This is a genomic window from Variovorax sp. J22P240 (genome assembly GCF_030316855.1).
GTDB lineage: Bacteria > Pseudomonadota > Gammaproteobacteria > Burkholderiales > Burkholderiaceae_C > Variovorax.
This window is the reverse complement of the sequence record NZ_JASZYR010000011.1, coordinates 106,963-125,214: the sequence shown is the minus strand read 5'-3', so window position 1 is coordinate 125,214 and position 18,252 is coordinate 106,963. Positions and strand designations below refer to the sequence as shown.

Below are 18,252 nucleotides of genomic sequence, written 5' to 3'. Positions count from 1 at the left end.
TCAGCGGCTCAGGCGCCTGCCTTCACCTTCAACCGCCATGCGTGCAGCAGCGGCTCGGTGTAGCCGCTCGGCTGCTCGACGCCCTTGAACACCAGCTCCAGCGCGGCCTTGTACGCGGCCGAGGTGCCGAAGTTGCCCGCCATCTTCTTGTAGAGCGGATCGCCAGCGTTCTGCTGGTCCACGACCGCGGCCATGCGCTGGAAGGTCGCATCGACCTGCTCCTTCGTCACCACGCCGTGCAGCAGCCAGTTGGCGATGTGCTGGCTGGAGATGCGCAGGGTCGCGCGGTCTTCCATCAGGCCGACGTTGTGGATGTCCGGCACCTTGGAGCAGCCGACGCCCTGGTCGATCCAGCGCACGACGTAGCCCAGGATGCCCTGCACGTTGTTGTCGAGTTCCTGCTGGCGCTCGGCGTCGGTCCAGTTCACGTGCGGCGCGACCGGCACCTTGAGCAGGTCGCTCAGGATGTTGTCGCGCTCGGCGTTGGCGTCGATCTTCTCCAACTGCTTCTGCACATCGGCCACGCTCACCTGGTGGTAGTGCAACGCATGCAGCGTGGCAGCCGTGGGCGATGGCACCCAGGCGGTGTTCGCGCCGGCCTTGGGATGGCCGATCTTCTGTTCGAGCATCGCGGCCATCAGGTCGGGCATGGCCCACATGCCCTTGCCGATCTGCGCCTTGCCACGCAAGCCGCACGAGAGGCCGACCAGCACGTTGTTCTTCTCGTAGGCCTGGATCCAGGGCGTGGTCTTCATGTCGCCCTTGCGCAGCATCGCGCCGGCGTACATGGCGGTGTGCATCTCGTCGCCCGTGCGGTCGAGGAAGCCGGTGTTGATGAAGGCCACGCGCGCGGCGGCCTCGGCGATGCAGGCCTTGAGGTTCACGCTGGTGCGGCGCTCCTCGTCCATGATGCCGAGCTTCACGGTGTTGGCGGGCAGGCCGAGAATTTCCTCGATGCGGCCGAACAGCGCGCTCGCGAAGCCCACTTCGGCGGGGCCGTGCATCTTCGGCTTGACGATGTAGACGCTGCCCGTGCGCGAGTTGCCCTTGCGCTTCAGGTCGATGGTGGCGATGGTCGTCGTGATCACCGCGTCCATGATCCCTTCGGGGATCTCCTTGCCGCCGGCGTACAGGATGGCCGGGTTGGTCATCAGGTGGCCGACATTGCGCACGAACATCAGCGAGCGGCCATGCAGCTTGACCGGCTTGCCGTCGGCGCCCGTGTATTCGCGGTCCGGGTTGAGGCCGCGCGTGAAGGTCTTGCCGCCCTTGGCGACTTCCTCGGTCAAAGTGCCTTGCAGGATGCCGAGCCAGTTCGAATAGGCGAGCACCTTGTCCTCGGCGTCGACCACGGCCACGGAGTCTTCGAGGTCGAGGATGGTCGAGAGCGCCGATTCGAGCACGACGTCGCTGATGCCCGCCGCATCGCTCTTGCCGATGGCGGTACTGCGATCGATCTGGATGTCGACGTGGATGCCGTTGTGCTTGATCAGCACCGACTTCGGCGCGGCCGCATCACCCTGGTAGCCGATGAACTGCGTCGGGTCCTTGAGTTCCGTGCTGCTGCTCTGCAGCGAGATCACCAGCTTGCCGTGTTCGACCGTGTAGCCGGTCGCGTTCTTGTGCGAGCCGTTCTCCAGCGGCGCGGCCTGGTCGAGCACGTTGCGTGCGAACCCGATCACCTTGGCGCCGCGCACCGGGTTGTAGCCCTTGCCCTTCTCGGCGCCGCCGGTCTCGGGAATCGCGTCGGTGCCGTAGAGGGCGTCGTACAGCGAGCCCCAGCGTGCGTTCGCCGCGTTGAGTGCATAGCGTGCGTTCAGGATCGGCACCACCAGTTGCGGACCGGCCTGCAACGCCAGTTCGGCGTCGACGTTGGCCGTGGTGGTCTGCACGTCCTTCGGTTGCGGCAGCAGGTAGCCGATCGATTCCAGGAAGCCGCGGTAGGCCGGCATGTCGGTGATCGGGCCGGGGTGGGCCTTGTGCCACTTGTCCATCTCGGCCTGCAGGCGGTCGCGCTCGGCGAGCAGGGCGATGTTCTTGGGCGCGAATTCGCTGACGATGGCGTCGAAGCCCTTCCAGAAGGTGTCACTCGAGACGTCGGTGGCGGGCAGGACGATGTCTTCGATGAAGCGATGGAGTTCGTTGGCGACCTGGAGGCCGTGAACAGTGGTGCGGGCGGTCATGGTTCTTTTCTCCTTGAGAGGTGCAGCCGGGAACTTTATTCGATACCTGGCTGGCGAGTAAGAGCCGAAACTGTGAATGATCAGTGACTAAATTGAGGGTAATCGAAGGATCTGAAGCCTCAACGTCAAAGGGTACGCCCTGATAAGCGCCACGAACATCCTCGATATATTTAACTTGTTAAATATCACGTTGAAATCAATGATCCTCCTGGCCTCCAACGAAAACCCGCTCGGCATGCCCGAATCCGCGCGCCGCGCCGCGGCGGCAGCGCTCGAAGGCGCGGGCAACTACCCCGACAGCAACGGCACGGCGCTCAAGAACGCGCTGGCCGCGCGGCTCGACGTGCCGCTCGACTGGCTGACGCTGGGCTGCGGCTCCAGTGAAATCCTCGAGCTTGCGGCGCAGGTGAGCCTGAAGCCGGGCGAAGGCGTTGTCTATTCGCAGTACGGCTTCGTCGTCTATGCACAGGCGGCCGCGCACGCCCATGCGAAGAGCACGGTCGTGCCGGCGCGTGATTTCGGACATGACCTGCAAGCGATGCGGGCCGCGATCGGCGAAGACACGCGGCTGGTCTTCGTGGCCAACCCGAACAATCCGACGGGTACCTTTCTCGAAGCGGGCCCGCTGCTCGACTTCCTGCACGCGGTGCCGACGCACGTCACGGTGTTGCTCGACGAGGCCTACACCGAGTACCTCGCGCCCGCGCAGCGCTACGACAGCATCGAATGGGTGCGGCGCTTTCCCAACCTGATCGTGGCGCGCACCTTCTCCAAGGCCTACGGCCTGGCCGGGATGCGCATCGGCTACGGCGTCTCTCAACCGGCGCTGGCTTCGCGGATGAACGCGCAGCGGCCCCGTTTCAACGTGAGCAGTCCGGCCCAGGCTGCAGCGCTAGCCGCGCTCGCCGACGAAGCATTCCTGGCGCGCAGCTATCAGCTCAACATGGACGGTCGCGCGCAACTCGCGGCAGGCCTGGCCGAACTTGGCCTGCAGACCCTCCCGTCATCCGGCAACTTCCTGATGGTGCAGGTCGGCGACGGCCAGGCGATCTGCTCGCGGCTGATGGCGGCCGGCATCGCCGTTTCGACGCTCGACGGCTACGGCTTGCCGCAGTGGCTGCGCATCACCATTGGCTTGCCGGAACAGAACCGTGCAGTGCTCGCCGCGCTGCGCGACGCGATCGGCGCCCGTTGATCGACCCGCGCACAGAACAACAACCCCGAGGAGACCCACCGCATGAAACGTCGTGATTTCGCAGCGCGCGTCGCTGCCATACCCGTTGCGGCTGCCGTTGCAACCACGTTCGCCGCGCCTTTCGCGCTCGCCCAGGACCACACGACCCGAATCCTCGTCGGCTTTCCGCCGGGCGGTTCGGCCGACGTGGTGGCGCGCCTGCTGGCGGAGAAGATGCGCGTCTCCCTGGGGCAGAACGTCATCATCGACAACAAGCCGGGCGCGGCGGGCCGCCTGGCGCTGGCCGAAGTCAAGCGTGCCGCGCCGGATGGCAACACCTTGCTCTTCTCGCCAAGCGGCGCGCTGGTGATCCACCCGTGGCTCTACCAGAACCTCGGCTACGACACGACAAAGGACTTCACGCCGATCTCGCTGGCAAGCACCTTCGACTTCGCCGTGACCGCCGGACCGGGCGCTCCAGCGGGCGATCTCAAGACCGTGCTGGCCTGGATGAAGGCCAATCCGGGCAAGGCCAACTACGCCACATCGGGCGCGGGGACCGTGCCGCATTTCGCCGGCCAGCTTCTCGCCCAGGCTTCGGGCGTTCCGATGACCCATGTGGCCTATCGCGGCGGCGCGCCTGCCGCCCAGGACCTCATCGGCGGCCAGGTGCCGCTGATGGTCGACACGGCGTCGGAGACCATCGAGCACCATCGCGCCGGCAAGGTGCGCATCCTGGCCGTGACTGGCGAGCAGCGCAGCAGGGCGCTGCCGGATGTACCCACGCTCAAGGAAATCGGCATCGACGTGACGGCCGACGCCTTCTTCGGGCTCTACGGCCCGCCCGGCATGGCGCCGGACATGGTGCAGCGCATCGATCGCGCCGTTGCCAGCTCGCTTCGCGCCCCGGACGTTCAGGAAAAGATCTACGCACTGGGCCTGGTGCCCGCACATTCCGGACCGGCCGAACTGGCGGCCATCCAGGCGGCGCACCTCAAACGCTGGGAGATGCCGATCAAGGCGTCCGGGTTCAAGGCTGAATAGAGGCCGAGGGCCAACTAGACCTTGCCGCTCAGTTGGTGCGCGGCCGCTCGTACGGGCTCGATATAGCGCTCGTCGTAGCGGTGGGTCGGCATCGTCAGCGTGACCGCCGCGGCCAAGCGGCCGTCGGCATGGAACACCGGGGCCGAGATGCCGGCCAACTCGGCCGTGCGGTCGCCGACCAGGGCGCAATAGCCCTGCGCGCGGATCGATTCGTAGAACTCGCGCTCCTTCGCGCCGCGCGGCTGCTCGCCTTCCGGCCCGAAGGCGATCAGGATGCGCGCGCCGGCGCCGCGATCCGAGGGCAGCAGGTCGCCCGCGCGGACGTGGTCGCGCACCACGTGCGGCGAGTCGATGCGGTAGAGGCACAGCCGTGCCCAGCCTGCGCCTTGCTGCAGGCGCACGTGGTACGCGGCGCTTTCGCCGGTGGCCGCCACGAGCTCGCGCAGCACCGGCAGCACCACGTCGTCCAGCGAGAAGGACGCCGCATACAGCGCGTGCAGGCGCGCGATTTCCGTCCCGAGCGCGTAGCGGCCATCCACCTGCCGGCGGATCAGGCGCGCATGTTCCAGCGAGGCGAGCAGGCGCAGCACCGTGCTCTTGTAGAGCTGCGTGCGCTCGGCAAACTGCGCGAGCGTCAGCGCGTCGTCGCCCGGCCGGAACGCCGAGAGCAGACTGAGCGCACGATCGACCGCCGCGGCACCGCCGGGCGCTGCGTTCAGGTCGGATACCGATTCGGTTTGGGCTTTGCGTGGCATGGGATGGCCTTGACAGGACGTGCGATCACCGGTTTAATTCTGTTTAACGGAATATAGTTCTACAAGATAGAACTGTCAAACACCACCGCTCCAGGAGACGAATCCCGATGACTGTCCCCGATGTCCTCATCAGCGAGGTCGGCCCACGCGACGGCCTGCAGTCCGTCAAGGCCACCATGCCGACGGCCGACAAGCTGCGCTGGATCGACGCGCTCTACAAGGCCGGAATCCGCGAGATCGAGGTGGCCTCTTTCGTGCCTGCGCGGCTGCTGCCGCAGATGGCCGACGCCGCCGAGGTGGTGCGCCACGCCGTCACGCTGCCCGGCCTGAGCGTGATGGCGCTAGTGCCCAACCGCAAGGGCGCCGAAGCCGCGCTCGCGGCCGGCGTGCACAAGCTGACGATGCCGGTCTCGGCCAGCGCGGCCCATTCGCTCGCCAATGTGCGCAAGACGCGCGAGGAGATGGTCGAGGAGGTCCGCGCGATCTCCGAGCTGCGCCGCGACATCGCTCCGCAGGTCCGGCTTGAAGCGGGCATCTCCACCGCCTTCGGCTGCACGCTGCAGGGCGAGGTGCCGGAGGACGAGGTCATCTGGCTGGCGGCGCAATGCGTCGCGGCCGGCGCCGACGAATCGGGCCTGTCCGATACCGTGGGCTACGCCAACCCGGCGCAGGTGCGGCGCCTCTTCAAGCGCCTGCGCGCCGAACTCGGCGACAAGGCCGGCGCGGCCCACATGCACAACACACGCGGGCTCGGGCTGGCCAACTGCCTCGCGGCCTACGAGGAAGGCGTGCGCACCTTCGACTCGTCGCTCGGTGGCCTGGGCGGTTGCCCCTATGCGCCCGGCGCCTCGGGCAACGTCGTCACCGAGGACCTCGTCTTCATGTTCGAGGCCATGGGCGTGCGCACCGGCATCGACATCGACCAGCTCATTGCGGCCCGCGCGCCGCTCATCGCCGGCCTGCCGGGCGAACCGGTCTACGGCATGACGCCCGAGGCCGGCCTGCCCAAGGGCTTCGTCCAGGGTTTCCAGGGGGCCGCCCATGTCTGAGTCCACACCACTGCCTTACGCGGGCATCCGCGTCGTCGAATTCACCCACATGGTCATGGGGCCCACCTGCGGCATGCTGCTCGCTGACCTGGGTGCCGAGGTCATCAAGGTCGAGCCCATCGAGGGCGACAACACGCGGCGCCTGCTGGGCTCCGGCGCCGGCTTCTTCCCGACCTTCAACCGCAACAAGAAGAGCATCGCGCTCGACCTCAAGAAGCCCGAGGGCGTCGAAGCCGCGCTGCGCCTGATCGCCACCGCCGACATCGTGAGCGAGAACTTCAAGCCCGGCACGATGAAGAAGCTGGGGCTGGACTACGACAGCCTGCAGAAGCTCAACCCTCGCCTCATCTACGTGAGCCACAAGGGCTTCCTCCCCGGCCCCTACGACCACCGCACCGCGCTCGACGAAGTGGTGCAGATGATGGGCGGCCTCGCCTACATGACCGGCCGCGCCGGCGATCCGCTGCGTGCGGGAACCAGCGTCAACGACATCATGGGCGGCATGTTCGGCGCGATCGGTGCGATGGCGGCGCTGCGCCAGCGCGAACTCACCGGCAAGGGGTGCGAGGTGCAGTCGGCGCTGTTCGAGAACAACATCTTCCTCGTGGCCCAGCACATGATGCAGTTCGCCGCCACCGGCAAGGCCGCCGACCCGATGCCCAGCCGCATCTCGGCCTGGGGCGTGTACGACGTGTTCACCGTCAAGGACGGCGAGCAGATATTCCTGGCGGCGGTCAGCGACAAGCAGTGGAGCATCTTCTGCAAGGCCTTCGGCCTGGAAGAGATGCTGGCCGATCCGCGCCTGAAGACCAACAACGACCGCGTGCTCGCGCGCGAATGGATGATGCCGATCCTGCGCTCGCACCTGGCGGAGCACAGCGCGGCGGAGTTGAGCGCGGTGTTCGAGAAGAACGAACTTCCCTTCGCCCCCATCACCAAGCCGCAGGATCTGTTCGACGACCCGCACCTCAACGCGACCGGTGGGCTCGCGCCGATCCGCATGAACGACGGCAGCGAATCGAAGGTGCCGTTGATGCCCTTCACGCTCGGCGGCGACCGCCCGGGCATCCGCCTGCAGCCCCCGCTGCTGGGCGAGCACACCGACGCCCTGCTCAGGGAGGTCGGCTATACCGACGCGCAGATCGCGGCGCTGAAGTCGCACGACGTGACCCGCAGCACCTGATCCGGAAGGCCAGAAATCCCGCGGAACCGGCTGTGCCGGTCCGCCGGGATTGCCCCCCGAAAGGGGGTGGAGAGCTCAAATGTCCTCGTGCAAGCAGAGGATGTTGCCCTCGGGGTCCTCGAACCAGGCCGCCTTCTCGGAGCCGAGCACGCACACGTGCTCGACCGTCTTGAGCCCCGGCAGGTCGTAGTCGGCAAAGCGCACGCCGCGCTGCTCCAGCGCCTTCACCGCTTCATCGATGCGCTCCACGCGAAAACTCAGTGCCGTGTGTTCGGCCTTGGTGCCTTCGGGCTTGGGGAAGAGCGCGAGTTCGGTGCCGCCACAGTGGTAGATGAACTTGCCGTCCGGCTTGGCGCCGAGCGGCTCCAGGCCCAGCGAATCCTCATAGAAGCGGCGGGCGCGGGCGAGATCCTTCACGGGAAGCATGCAGGTGACGCGGCTGGAGGCAAGTGGGTTCACGATGGTGCTCCGGACAGTCCTGACAAACGCCTTGTAGGCCGATCGCAGTCCGCCCGCCATCCGTAGGAATGCTTAGGCGCGCCGCGTCAGCGTCGCCAGCCCGGCCGGGTTTTCAGCATGCGCTACGCATAATCGCCCGCCATGGACCGCCTGAAGCAACTCGAATCCTTCGTCGCGATCGCCACGCGCGGCAGCCTCACGGCGGCGGCCAAGGCGGAGGGCGTGGCGCCGGCGATCATCGGACGGAGGCTGGACGCGCTCGAAGAGCGGCTGGGCGTCAAGCTCCTGCTGCGCACCACGCGCCGCCTCACGCTCACGCACGAGGGCAGCGCCTTTCTGGAGGACTGCCAGCGCCTGCTGGTCGAGTTGGCGAATGCGGAAGCCAGCGTGAGCGCGGGCGGGGTGAAGGCCAGCGGTCACTTGCGCGTGACCGCGCCGGCCGGCTTCGGCCGGCGGCACGTGGCGCCGCTGGTGCCGCGCTTTCACGAACTGCATCCCGAAGTCACCATCTCATTGAACCTCAGCGACCGGCTGGTCGACATGGCCGGCGAGAGCTTCGATTGCGCGGTGCGCGTCGGCGACCTGCCCGATTCGTCGCTGGTGAGCCTGCGCCTTGCCGACAACCGGCGCCGCTGCGTTGCGACGCCTGGATTCATCCGCCGGCACGGCGCCCCACGTCATCCGGGCGAGCTGTCGCGCTTCGCCTGCCTCAGCTTGTCTAGCGATGCCTCGCAGACCCGCGGCTGGGCCTTTCGGGTGCCGACCGACGAAGGCGAGCACGAGGTGATCCACCTGAAGCCGACCGGACCGCTCGATTGTTCCGATGGCCAGGTGCTGCACGACTGGTGCCTGGCCGGCCACGGCATCGCGTGGCGCAGCACCTGGGAGGTCGAGGCGGAGATCGATGCCGGGCTGCTGGTGCCGCTGCTGGACGAATTCGCCGCGCCGCCGAACGGCATCTATGCGGTGTTTCCCCAGCGCAAGCACCTGCCGTTGCGCGTGCGACTGTGGCTCGATTTCCTGAAGGCGCAGTACGCACGCCCCGAGTTCTGGGGCGGCACAATCGCTGCGCTCCCGACAACGAAGGAACCTCCACGATGACGCTCGAAGCGATCCTTGCCTACCTGCACCTGCTGGCCATCCTCACCATGGTCGTCTTCATCGCCAGCGAGGCCGCGCTGTGCCGCGTGGAGTGGCTTAACGCCGCGGTGGTCGAGCGGCTGGGCAAGGTGGACATGGTCTACGGCATCGCCGCGATCGCCGTGCTCGCCACCGGCGTCGCGCGCACCTGGTGGGGTATCAAGGGCACGGCGTGGTACTGGACCAATCCGCTGTTGCACCTGAAGCTCACGCTCTTCATCATCGTGGGCGTGATCTCGATCTTTCCGACGCTCACCTACTCCCGCTGGCGCAAGGCGCTGCGGTCGAGCGGCTCGCTGCCGGCCGAGGCCGAGATCCGCAAGACGCGCAAGCTGGTGATGATCCAGGCGCACTTGATCGCGCTGATTCCGCTGGTGGCAGTCTTTCTCGCGCGCGGTTTCGGCGCCAGGAGCTAGCGTCCCGTGCGGCCGGCAAGCATCAAGGCGCTGTTCGCCGGCACGATCTTCACGAGCGCCTTCCTGCTCTTCCTGGTCCAGCCGCTGATCGCCAAGCAGATCCTGCCGTGGTTCGGCGGCTCGGCCGCGGTGTGGTCGATCTGCATGGTCTTCTTCCAGGTCGTGCTGCTGGCGGGCTATGCGTATTCCGACTGGATCACGCGCCGCCTCGCCGCGCGGGCGCAGGCCAGGTTGCACGTCGGGCTGCTGCTTGCGAGCCTGGCCTTCCTGCCGATCGTGACGAACGCGCGCTGGAAGCCGACCGGCGCGGAGGACCCGACGCTCTGGATCCTCGGGCTGCTGCTCGGGACCATCGGCCTGCCCTATTTCCTCCTATCGACCACCGGGCCGCTGGTGCAATCGTGGGTCGCGCGCACGCCCTGGGGTGCGCAGGTGTACCGCTACTTCTCGCTCTCCAACTTCGCATCGCTCGCGTCGCTTTTGAGCTATCCGGTGCTGATCGAGCCCCGCAGCACGCTGGTGCAGCAAGCCTGGGGATGGTCGATCGCGTACGGCGTGTTCGTGGTGCTCTGCGCCGGAACGACGCTGTACGTGGCGCGGCACTGGGCCGCCGGTGCGCACCCCGCCACGCGCAAGCCGGGGGTCGAGGAGATGCCTGCCGCGAAACCTCGAATCGCCGACTACCTGACGTGGCTCGCCCTGCCGGCCCTTGGCTCGTGGCTGCTACTCGCCATCACGAATCACATCACGCAGAACGTCGCGGCCATCCCTTTCCTGTGGGTGCTGCCGCTCTCGGTCTACCTGTTGAGCTTCGTGCTGACTTTCGAGAGCGATCGCTGGTATCGCCGTGCGGTCTTCGTGCCGCTGGCGGCTGTGATGCTGGCGTTGTGCGCATTCGGGCTGCAGGACAGCCTCGGCTCGAACCTTCGGACCGCACTGCCGATCTACGTCGTCGGCCTGTTCGCGCTGTGCATGTTCCTGCATGGCGAGATGTCGCGCCTGCGGCCGGGCAGCGCGTACCTCACTCGCTTTTATTTGATGCTGTCGCTGGGCGGCGCGCTCGGTGGCGTGAGCGTGGGGCTCGTCGCGCCGCATGTGCTGCCGGCGTACTACGAACTCGGCGTGGGCCTCACGCTGTGCGCGCTGATCGCGGCCGTCCTGTGGCGACAGCGACGCGTTGGCATGGCGGCCTCGCTCGCGCTGGCGGGCGCCTGCGCGTGGTTTCTCGCCTTGCAGGTGGAAGGCGACGCGACGGGTGCGCGCCGCATGCAGCGCAATTTCTACGGCACGCTGGTCACCCTCGACACTTTGCGCGGCGAAGCAAAAGACCACGTGCGCCAGATGTACCACGGCTCCGTCAAGCACGGAGAGCAGTACCTCGCACCCGCGCGACGGCGCGAACCCACCACGTACTACGGACCGAGCTCCGGTGTCGGGCTGGCCATCGCGGCCGCGCCTGCCCGATCGCGACGGATCGGGCTCATCGGACTGGGCGCTGGCACCCTCGCCACCTACGGCCGACCCGGCGATGTGTACCGCGTCTACGAAATCAATCCGGAAGTATTCGATCTGGCCGACAGCGAATTCAGCTTCCTTGCCGACAGTCCGGCTCGCATCGAGCGCGTGCTCGGCGACGCACGCCTGGCGCTGGAGCGCGAACCGCCTCAGGCCTTCGACGTGCTGGCGGTTGACGCGTTCTCAGGCGATTCGGTCCCGATCCACCTCATTACCTCCGAGGCGATGGATGTCTACCTGAGACACATGCGTCCGGAAGGCATCGTCGCCTTTCACGTCACCAACCGCTTCCTCGCGCTGGCGCCCGTGGTCGAGAAAATCGCGCTGGCAAAAGGCCTGCACGTCGCCCTGGTGCACGACGAGCCGAGCGCCGAGGGGCTGCGGAACACCGACTGGGTGCTGGTCGCTCGCGAGCCCGGCCGGCTCGCCAACGGCGCCATTCGGCTGGCCAGTTCGAAGATCGAGCAGATCGCGGGCCTGGAGCCCTGGACCGACGACTACAACAACCTCTTCGGCGTTCTGAAGTAGCGAGTCGCCGCCGTGGTCAGCGCAGCTCGACCCGATGGGCGAGTTAGCCTTTCGCGTCGCTTTCGCACTTCTTCATGAAGCTGTTCTTGGCGGCACCCGCCAGCGGCTTGCCGTTCTTGTCGATCGCCTTCGCGGCGCAAGCGGGCGCCGCTGAAGCCTTGGCGTCCTTTTCGCACTTCGTGACGAAACTGGTCTTGGCGGCGCCATTCAGCTTCTTCTCCGCGGCCTGCGCGTCACAAGTGGATTGCGCATGTGCAGCACCGAACGACAGGGAGGCACCCAGAGCCAACAGGGAAAGGAGCTTTTTCATGATGGAGTAATTCCTTGACGAAGGGTTGTGACAGGTCTTCCCCGCCCCGGGGCTTGTCCATCCTAACGGTCGTCGTTCACTGTTGGATGACGATCATTGATGATCGTTACTGGCGAAGGTTTTGCCCCCGGTAAAATTCGCGAATGCTATTGGTCAAACAGGAGCTGCTCGCGGCGCTCGCGAACACGCTCGAATCCCTCTCGCCCGGCGCCGGCAGCAAAGCCGCGTTCGAGTCACCCAAGGTGGCGGCCCACGGCGACTTCGCAAGCACGGCGGCCATGCAGCTCGCCAAGCCGCTCCAGCGCAAGCCGCGCGAGCTGGCCGAAGAACTCAGTGCCGCCCTGCAGGCCACGCCGGCCTTCACGCAATGGGTCGAAGCCGTCGAGATCGCCGGTCCCGGCTTCCTCAACATCCGCCTCAAGACCGCTGCCAAGCAGCAGGTCGTGCACGAGGTGCTGGAGGCGGGCGCGGATTTCGGCAAGCAGCCGGCCCGCGACGAGCGTGTGCTGGTCGAGTTCGTCTCCGCCAACCCCACCGGTCCGCTGCACGTCGGCCATGGCCGCCAGGCCGCGCTCGGCGACGCCATCTGCAACCTGCTCGCCACGCAAGGCGACAGCGTCTGGCGAGAGTTCTATTACAACGACGCCGGCGTGCAGATCCAGACGCTCGCCACCAGCACGCAGCTGCGCGCCAAGGGCTTCAAGCCCGGCGACGCCGAATGGCCCGAGCAGGCCTACAACGGCGAATACATCGCCGACATCGCCGAGGACTTCAAGGCGAAGAAGACCGTGCGCTCCGACGATCGCGAGTACACCGCCAGCGGCGACGTGGACGATATCGATTCGATCCGCCAGTTCGCCGTTGCCTACCTGCGCCACGAGCAGGACCTGGACCTGAAGGCGTTCCAGGTGAAGTTCGACAACTACTACCTCGAATCCAGCCTCTATACCAGCGGCCGGGTCGAGGCGACGGTGCAGAAGCTCGTCGACGCCGGCAAGACCTATGAGCAGGACGGCGCGCTGTGGCTCAAGTCGACCGAGTACGGCGACGACAAGGACCGCGTCATGCGTAAGGGCGACGGCACCTACACCTACTTCGTGCCCGACGTGGCATACCACATCGCCAAGTGGGAGCGTGGTTTCCACCAGGTTGTCAACATCCAGGGCACCGACCACCACGGCACGATCGCGCGCGTGCGCGCCGGCCTGCAAGCGGCCGGCGTCGGCATTCCCGCCGGCTACCCCGACTACGTGCTGCACACCATGGTGCGCGTGATGCGCGGCGGCGAAGAGGTCAAGATCAGCAAGCGCGCGGGCAGCTACGTCACGCTGCGCGACCTGATCGAGTGGACCAGCACCGACGCGGTTCGCTTCTTCCTGCTGAGCCGCAAGCCCGACACCGAATACACCTTCGACATCGACCTCGCGCTGGCGCAGAACAACGACAACCCCGTCTACTACGTGCAGTACGCCCATGCGCGGATCTGCTCGGTGCTGGCAGCATGGGGCGGCGATGCGGCTTCGCTCAAGGACGTCGACCTGTCGCCGCTGCAAAGCCCGGCCTCGCAGGGCCTGCTGCTGCTGCTCGCGAAATACCCCGCCATGCTGACCGCCGCGGCGGAGGATTTCGCGCCGCACGACGTCACCTTCTACCTGCGCGAACTGGCCGCCAGCTACCACAGCTATTACGACGCCGAGCGCATCCTGGTCGACGACGAGCCGGTGAAACTGGCTCGCCTCGCGCTGGTCGCGGCGACTGCGCAGGTGCTGCACAATGGCCTCGCGGTTCTCGGCGTGAGCGCGCCGCGAAAGATGTGATTTCGACCTCCACCATGAAACAAAGACAAAGCGGCAACATCGTCATCGGTTTGATCATCGGGCTGGTGCTCGGGCTCGGCGTGGCGCTCGGCATCGCGGTCTACGTGACCAAAGTTCCGATCCCGTTCATGACCAAGACGCAGCGCGGCGGCCCCGAGCAGGACGAAGCCGAGGCGCGCAAGAACCGCGACTGGGATCCGAACGCACCGCTCGCGGGCAAGTCGGCGCCGCCGCCCCGCGCCGCCGCGGCGACGCCAGCAACGCCCACGCAGCCGGCCAGCGTCGGCCCTCTCAACCCGCCGGCCGCGCCCGTGCCAGTGGTGGTTGCCCCGGGTTCCCGTGGCAGCGACCCGGCCACCCCGCCGCGCACGGCACGCCCCGCGCCCGTGCCGGCCGAGGCCAACGCCACGCCGTCGAGCGACCCCCTGGGCGATCTCGCCAAGGCGCGCGCGGGCACCAGCAGCAGCGCGAGCACTGCACCCAGCGCCGACCCCTTCATGTACTTCGTGCAGGCCGGCGCCTTCCGCACCCCCGAGGACGCCGAAGCGCAGCGCGCCAAGCTGTCGCTGATGGGGGTGGAAGCCCGCGTGACCGAACGCGAGCAGGCCGGCCGGACCGTCTACCGTGTGCGTGCAGGCCCGTTCAACAAGAAGGACGACGCCGATCACCTCAAGGAACGGCTCGACAGCGGAGGGCTCGAATCGGCCCTGGTCCGCGTCCAGCGCTGAACCTTCGCTTTTCTTTACTTCGCGCAACCGGGGAACTCCACTCCGGGTCGCGGGCTCTTTCAGCCGACAGGAGAACCTCTTAATGAATCGTCGTGACTTTTCGCTGGCCGCTGCCTCGCTGGGCCTTCTTCCCCTCGTGGCGCCTTCGCACGCGCAGCAGCAACGGCTGCCCAAGGCCGGCGCCGACTATGTCGTGCTCGGAAAGCCCGCGCCGGTCGACACGCCGGCCGGCAAGGTCGAAGTGGTCGAATTCTTTTCGTACAACTGCCCGCACTGCGCGGCCTTCGAGCCGCAACTCGAAGCCTGGGTCAAGAAACTGCCGCCGTACGTCAATTTCAAGCGCATTCCGGTGCCCTTCGTGGGCAACGATACGGAAGCCAAGCAGCGCCTGTACTACACGCTCGAAGCCATGGGCAAGGTGGACGAGTTCCAGCTGAAGCTGTTCGACGCCATTCACAAGCAGCGCCAGCCCCTGACCGGCGACGCGGGGATCCTGGCGTGGGCCGAAAAGCAGCCGGGCCTGGATGCCAAGAAGTTCGCCGAGCTGTACAAGTCCTTCTCGGTCTCCGGCAAGGCGAAGCGCGCAGCCCAACTCACGAGCGACTACCAGGTCGCCGGCGTGCCGGCCATCGGCGTGGCCGGTCGCTGGTATGTGGACGGCGACACGGCCGGCTCGCTGGACCGCGCGCTGCAAGTCACTGATTTCCTGATCGGCGAAGCCCGCAAGGGCTGAAAAACCGGGTGGTTTCGCCACCCGCCCGCTCAAGAAGGCCCGCTTCTGCGGGCTTTTTCGTCAGGCCTCGCGAAACCGCATCCGCCGGCCGCATACAATCGTCAGAGCAAGTTTCGTGCCTCTATGATCTCGCCACTCCCATCCTCTCTCCGCCATCTCAGCCGTGCGCTGCTTTTCGCCTTGGCCCTGGCCGGCCTTGCGTCGGTTGCCCAGGCCGAGAAAGCCGACCGCACCAAGCCGATGAACATCGAGGCGGATTCGATGCGCTACGACGACCTCAAGCAGACCAGCGTCTTCACGGGCAACGTGGTGGTGAACAAGGGCACGATCATCATCCGCGGCGACAGGATCGACGTCCGGCAAGACCCCGAGGGCTACCAGTTCGGTGTGGTCACGGCGGCGCCCGGCAAGCTGGCCTACTACAAGCAGAAGCGCGACGCGGGCTCCGACGAGTGGATCGAGGGCGAGGGTGAAGTCATCGAATACGACAGCCGAGCCGACAACGTCAAGTTCATTCGCCGCGCGGTGATGCGCCGCTTGATCGGCGCTACGCCGAACGACGAGAGCAGCGGCCCGCTGATCGTGTACGACCAGAGCAACGACACGTTCACCGTCAACGGTTCGTCGGTGCCGCCGAACGCCGGCGTGGCGAGCCAGGGCGGCCGGGTCAAGGCGATCCTCACGCCCAAGCCTGCGCCGACCGCTCCCGCCGCGTCGGCTGCCAGCAGCAAACCCGCTGCCCCGGCGTCAGGCACCGGCCTGCGCTCCACCACCACCCTCGGGGGAGAGCCCAAGAAGTGATCGAAACCGCTGGCATGAGTGAGGGCGCTGGCGCGCCAGGCAGCCGCCTCGAAGCGCGTGGGCTCCAGAAGAGCTACGGCAGCCGCAAGGTCGTCAAGGATGTGTCGCTGGGCGTGCAGAAGGGCGAAGTCGTCGGTCTCCTGGGCCCCAACGGTGCGGGCAAGACCACGTCCTTCTACATGATCGTCGGCCTGGTGCGGGCCGACGCCGGTGACATCACCATCGACGGCGAACCGATCGCGCACATGCCGATCCACCGCCGCGCGCGCATGGGCTTGAGCTACCTGCCGCAGGAGGCATCGATCTTCCGCAAGCTCACGGTCGAGGAGAACGTCCGCGCCGTGCTCGAACTGCAGCGCGAGCCCGATGCCGATGGACGGCCGGTGACGCTGTCGAAGCAGCGCATCGAGGAACGTCTCGCCGAACTGCTGGCCGACCTGCGCGTGGACCACCTGCGCGATTCGCCGGCGCTGTCGCTGTCCGGCGGAGAGCGACGGCGCGTCGAGATTGCCCGCGCCCTGGCCACGCAGCCGCGCTTCATCCTGCTGGACGAGCCCTTCGCGGGCATCGACCCCATCGCGGTGATCGAGATCCAGCGAATCATCAGCTTCCTGAAGGAACGCGGCATCGGTGTGCTGATCACGGACCACAACGTGCGTGAAACGCTGGGCATCTGCGATCACGCTTTCATCATCAGCGACGGGCACGTGCTGGCACAAGGCACGCCCGCGGAGATTGTCGACAACGCCGAGGTGCGCCGCGTGTACCTTGGCGAACATTTCCGCATGTGACCATGCCTAAGGCGAGGGTTTTCGGTTCTCCATGAAACAGGGTCTCTCGCTGCGCGTATCGCAGCATCTCGCGCTGACGCCTCAGCTCCAGCAGTCGATCCGGCTGCTGCAGCTTTCCACGCTCGAGCTGACCCAGGAGGTCGAGCAGATGCTCGACGACAACCCGTTCCTCGAACGCACGGCCGAAGAGGCCACGCGCGAGGAGTTCGGGCTGGAGACGGCCGATGCGCAGGTGCGCGACGACGATCGACTGGCCGAGGGCGACAGCGACTTCACGCCCGGCGCCTCGGCGTCCGTCTCCGAAGCCGCGGTCGCGACCACCAGCGACACCGAAGTCGCCACCGCCGATACGGCCGATGGCGAGCCCGACTGGGAAGGCGACGGTTCCGTCGACCTCGCCCCCGACGACAGCGAATGGGGCGGCGACGCCCCCGCGCGCGCCAACAACCTGGGCGACGACGAGCGCACTGACGCGACCGAACTTGCGCGCAGCCAGGAATCGCTGCAGTCCTTCCTGCACCGTCAGGCGCTGGCCTTGCGCCTGAGCGAAACCGATCGCGCCGCGCTCCGCTTCCTGATCGAATCGCTCAACGACGACGGCTACCTCGAAGACTCGCTGCCCGCCCTCGCGTCCGGCCTGGCGGGCGACGACAACGACCAGTTCGATGACCTCGTGCATCACTTCCAGGTCGCGCTCGGATTGCTGCAAAGCCTGGAGCCGGCCGGCGTGGGCGCGCGCAGCCTCGGCGAATGCCTGACCATCCAGTTGCGAACCCTGGCGCACGAGGATGAGACCGACGATGAAGCGCAGGTGCGCAAGACCGCCATCGCCATCTGCAAGCAGCCGATGGAACTGCTTGCCCGGCGCGACTTCAAGCGCCTGGCCACGCTCGCCCGCAGCAACGAGGAAGAAGTGCGCGCGGCGCTGCAGCTCATCGCGCGGCTCGAACCCAAGCCGGGTCGCCGCTTTGTCGATGTCGAGCGCAATGTGGTCGTGCCCGACGTGATCGTCACGCGTGTCGGCAACGGCACCCACACCAAGTTCCGCGTGATGCTCAACCCCGAAGTCATGCCGCGCCTGCGCGTGCACGACATCTACGCCGGTGCGCTCAAGCAGCACAAGGGCGAGGGCAGCCAGGCGCTCTCGCAGCGGCTGCAGGAGGCGCGCTGGTTCATCAAGAACATCCAGCAGCGCTTCGACACCATCCTGCGCGTGTCCAACGCCATCGTCGAACGGCAGAAGAGCTTCTTCGTGCACGGCGAACTCGCCATGCGCCCGCTGGTGCTGCGCGAGATCGCTGACGAACTCGGACTGCACGAGTCGACCATCAGCCGCGTGACCACCGCCAAGTACATGGCGACGCCCTACGGCACCGTCGAACTCAAGTACTTCTTCGGCTCGGCGCTGGGCACCGAAACCGGCGGCAATGCGTCGAGCACGGCGGTGCGCGCGCTCATCAAGCAGTTCGTGAGTTCGGAAGACCTCAAGAAGCCGCTGTCCGACAGCCAGATCTCCGAGATGCTGAAGGAGCAGGGCATCGAGTGCGCGCGACGCACCGTCGCGAAGTACCGCGAAGCCTTGCGCATCGCCCCCGCCAATCTGCGCAAGGCCCTCTGAAGGGCGAT

Annotated in this window: 17 protein-coding genes; 13 read left to right on the top strand and 4 right to left on the bottom strand. The window is 66.9% G+C overall.

Annotated features, from left to right (window positions below):
• Positions 1–8: 8 nt before the first annotated feature.
• Entirely contained in the window at positions 9–2,183 is a 2,175-nt protein-coding gene (locus tag QTI24_RS23045; RefSeq protein ID WP_286603628.1) for a malate synthase G, read from the bottom strand.
• 199 nt (positions 2,184–2,382) lie between these two features.
• Here QTI24_RS23045 and hisC point away from each other — a divergent pair, with 199 nt between their 5' ends.
• Both hisC and QTI24_RS23035 read left to right on the top strand, forming a co-directional pair.
• Positions 2,383–3,378 (top strand): histidinol-phosphate transaminase, encoded by a 996-nt coding sequence (gene hisC, locus QTI24_RS23040; RefSeq protein ID WP_286603627.1) that lies wholly within the window; start codon positions 2,383–2,385, stop codon positions 3,376–3,378.
• Between the two features lie 42 nt (positions 3,379–3,420).
• Complete coding sequence (locus QTI24_RS23035; protein WP_286603626.1) at positions 3,421–4,401, top strand: Bug family tripartite tricarboxylate transporter substrate binding protein; 981 nt, start codon at positions 3,421–3,423, stop codon at positions 4,399–4,401.
• A gap of 14 nt (positions 4,402–4,415) precedes the next feature.
• On the opposite strand, the gene QTI24_RS23030 is transcribed toward QTI24_RS23035, so the two are convergent.
• On the bottom strand, positions 4,416–5,156 hold the full coding sequence (locus tag QTI24_RS23030) for an IclR family transcriptional regulator (RefSeq protein WP_286603625.1): 741 nt from the start codon (positions 5,154–5,156) through the stop codon (positions 4,416–4,418).
• Between the two features lie 107 nt (positions 5,157–5,263).
• Between QTI24_RS23030 and QTI24_RS23025 the strand changes: the two genes are divergently transcribed.
• Positions 5,264–6,205: a hydroxymethylglutaryl-CoA lyase gene (locus QTI24_RS23025; RefSeq protein WP_286603624.1), complete on the top strand. Its 942-nt coding sequence runs from the start codon at positions 5,264–5,266 to the stop codon at positions 6,203–6,205.
• Positions 6,198–7,388 carry a CaiB/BaiF CoA transferase family protein gene (locus QTI24_RS23020; RefSeq protein WP_286603623.1) on the top strand — a complete coding sequence of 397 codons (1,191 nt, stop codon included), beginning with the start codon at positions 6,198–6,200 and terminating at the stop codon, positions 7,386–7,388. Before QTI24_RS23025 ends, QTI24_RS23020 begins: the two co-directional genes overlap by 8 nt.
• A gap of 75 nt (positions 7,389–7,463) precedes the next feature.
• Here the strand turns inward: QTI24_RS23020 and QTI24_RS23015 are convergent, their stop codons facing one another.
• Positions 7,464–7,814: a VOC family protein gene (locus tag QTI24_RS23015; RefSeq protein WP_286603678.1), complete on the bottom strand. Its 351-nt coding sequence runs from the start codon at positions 7,812–7,814 to the stop codon at positions 7,464–7,466.
• 174 nt (positions 7,815–7,988) lie between these two features.
• On the opposite strand from QTI24_RS23015, the gene QTI24_RS23010 reads away from it, so the two are divergent.
• The 3 genes from QTI24_RS23010 to QTI24_RS23000 are packed head-to-tail and all read left to right on the top strand — an operon-like array spanning position 7,989 to position 11,446.
• Positions 7,989–8,948: a LysR family transcriptional regulator gene (locus QTI24_RS23010; RefSeq protein WP_286603622.1), complete on the top strand. Its 960-nt coding sequence runs from the start codon at positions 7,989–7,991 to the stop codon at positions 8,946–8,948.
• A complete protein-coding gene (locus tag QTI24_RS23005; protein WP_286603620.1) occupies positions 8,945–9,403 on the top strand; it encodes a DUF2214 family protein in 459 nt (152 codons plus the stop codon). The genes QTI24_RS23010 and QTI24_RS23005 overlap by 4 nt, the downstream gene beginning before the upstream one ends.
• A gap of 6 nt (positions 9,404–9,409) precedes the next feature.
• Positions 9,410–11,446, top strand: coding sequence for a fused MFS/spermidine synthase (locus tag QTI24_RS23000; RefSeq protein ID WP_286603618.1), 2,037 nt, complete (start codon positions 9,410–9,412; stop codon positions 11,444–11,446).
• Positions 11,447–11,489: 43 nt separating this feature from the next.
• Here the strand turns inward: QTI24_RS23000 and QTI24_RS22995 are convergent, their stop codons facing one another.
• Complete coding sequence (locus tag QTI24_RS22995) at positions 11,490–11,756, bottom strand: hypothetical protein (protein WP_286603616.1); 267 nt, start codon at positions 11,754–11,756, stop codon at positions 11,490–11,492.
• 143 nt (positions 11,757–11,899) lie between these two features.
• On the opposite strand from QTI24_RS22995, the gene argS reads away from it, so the two are divergent.
• From argS to QTI24_RS22965, 6 genes are all read left to right on the top strand, one after another.
• Positions 11,900–13,573 (top strand): arginine--tRNA ligase, encoded by a 1,674-nt coding sequence (gene argS / locus QTI24_RS22990; RefSeq protein ID WP_286603615.1) that lies wholly within the window; start codon positions 11,900–11,902, stop codon positions 13,571–13,573.
• Between the two features lie 14 nt (positions 13,574–13,587).
• Positions 13,588–14,301 (top strand): SPOR domain-containing protein, encoded by a 714-nt coding sequence (locus QTI24_RS22985; protein ID WP_286603614.1) that lies wholly within the window; start codon positions 13,588–13,590, stop codon positions 14,299–14,301.
• An 82-nt stretch (positions 14,302–14,383) separates the two neighbouring features.
• Complete coding sequence (locus QTI24_RS22980; protein WP_286603613.1) at positions 14,384–15,034, top strand: thiol:disulfide interchange protein DsbA/DsbL; 651 nt, start codon at positions 14,384–14,386, stop codon at positions 15,032–15,034.
• 123 nt (positions 15,035–15,157) lie between these two features.
• Entirely contained in the window at positions 15,158–15,835 is a 678-nt protein-coding gene (gene lptA, locus QTI24_RS22975; protein ID WP_286603612.1) for a lipopolysaccharide transport periplasmic protein LptA, read from the top strand.
• Between the two features lie 14 nt (positions 15,836–15,849).
• Positions 15,850–16,626 (top strand): LPS export ABC transporter ATP-binding protein, encoded by a 777-nt coding sequence (gene lptB, locus QTI24_RS22970; protein WP_286603611.1) that lies wholly within the window; start codon positions 15,850–15,852, stop codon positions 16,624–16,626.
• Positions 16,627–16,657: 31 nt separating this feature from the next.
• Positions 16,658–18,244, top strand: coding sequence for an RNA polymerase factor sigma-54 (locus QTI24_RS22965; RefSeq protein ID WP_286603610.1), 1,587 nt, complete (start codon positions 16,658–16,660; stop codon positions 18,242–18,244).
• Positions 18,245–18,252: the final 8 nt, after the last annotated feature.

What these genes read in the sequence shown, in the direction of transcription:
- QTI24_RS23045 (WP_286603628.1), bottom strand. Translation starts at nt 2,183, where the DNA reads ATGACCGCCCGCACCACTGTTCACGGCCTCCAGGTCGCCAACGAACTC.
- hisC (WP_286603627.1), top strand. Translation starts at nt 2,383, where the DNA reads ATGATCCTCCTGGCCTCCAACGAAAACCCGCTCGGCATGCCCGAATCC.
- QTI24_RS23035 (WP_286603626.1), top strand. Translation starts at nt 3,421, where the DNA reads ATGAAACGTCGTGATTTCGCAGCGCGCGTCGCTGCCATACCCGTTGCG.
- QTI24_RS23030 (WP_286603625.1), bottom strand. Translation starts at nt 5,156, where the DNA reads ATGCCACGCAAAGCCCAAACCGAATCGGTATCCGACCTGAACGCAGCG.
- QTI24_RS23025 (WP_286603624.1), top strand. Translation starts at nt 5,264, where the DNA reads ATGACTGTCCCCGATGTCCTCATCAGCGAGGTCGGCCCACGCGACGGC.
- QTI24_RS23020 (WP_286603623.1), top strand. Translation starts at nt 6,198, where the DNA reads ATGTCTGAGTCCACACCACTGCCTTACGCGGGCATCCGCGTCGTCGAA.
- QTI24_RS23015 (WP_286603678.1), bottom strand. Translation starts at nt 7,814, where the DNA reads ATGCTTCCCGTGAAGGATCTCGCCCGCGCCCGCCGCTTCTATGAGGAT.
- QTI24_RS23010 (WP_286603622.1), top strand. Translation starts at nt 7,989, where the DNA reads ATGGACCGCCTGAAGCAACTCGAATCCTTCGTCGCGATCGCCACGCGC.
- QTI24_RS23005 (WP_286603620.1), top strand. Translation starts at nt 8,945, where the DNA reads ATGACGCTCGAAGCGATCCTTGCCTACCTGCACCTGCTGGCCATCCTC.
- QTI24_RS22995 (WP_286603616.1), bottom strand. Translation starts at nt 11,756, where the DNA reads ATGAAAAAGCTCCTTTCCCTGTTGGCTCTGGGTGCCTCCCTGTCGTTC.
- argS (WP_286603615.1), top strand. Translation starts at nt 11,900, where the DNA reads ATGCTATTGGTCAAACAGGAGCTGCTCGCGGCGCTCGCGAACACGCTC.
- QTI24_RS22985 (WP_286603614.1), top strand. Translation starts at nt 13,588, where the DNA reads ATGAAACAAAGACAAAGCGGCAACATCGTCATCGGTTTGATCATCGGG.
- QTI24_RS22980 (WP_286603613.1), top strand. Translation starts at nt 14,384, where the DNA reads ATGAATCGTCGTGACTTTTCGCTGGCCGCTGCCTCGCTGGGCCTTCTT.
- lptA (WP_286603612.1), top strand. Translation starts at nt 15,158, where the DNA reads ATGATCTCGCCACTCCCATCCTCTCTCCGCCATCTCAGCCGTGCGCTG.
- lptB (WP_286603611.1), top strand. Translation starts at nt 15,850, where the DNA reads ATGAGTGAGGGCGCTGGCGCGCCAGGCAGCCGCCTCGAAGCGCGTGGG.
- QTI24_RS22965 (WP_286603610.1), top strand. Translation starts at nt 16,658, where the DNA reads ATGAAACAGGGTCTCTCGCTGCGCGTATCGCAGCATCTCGCGCTGACG.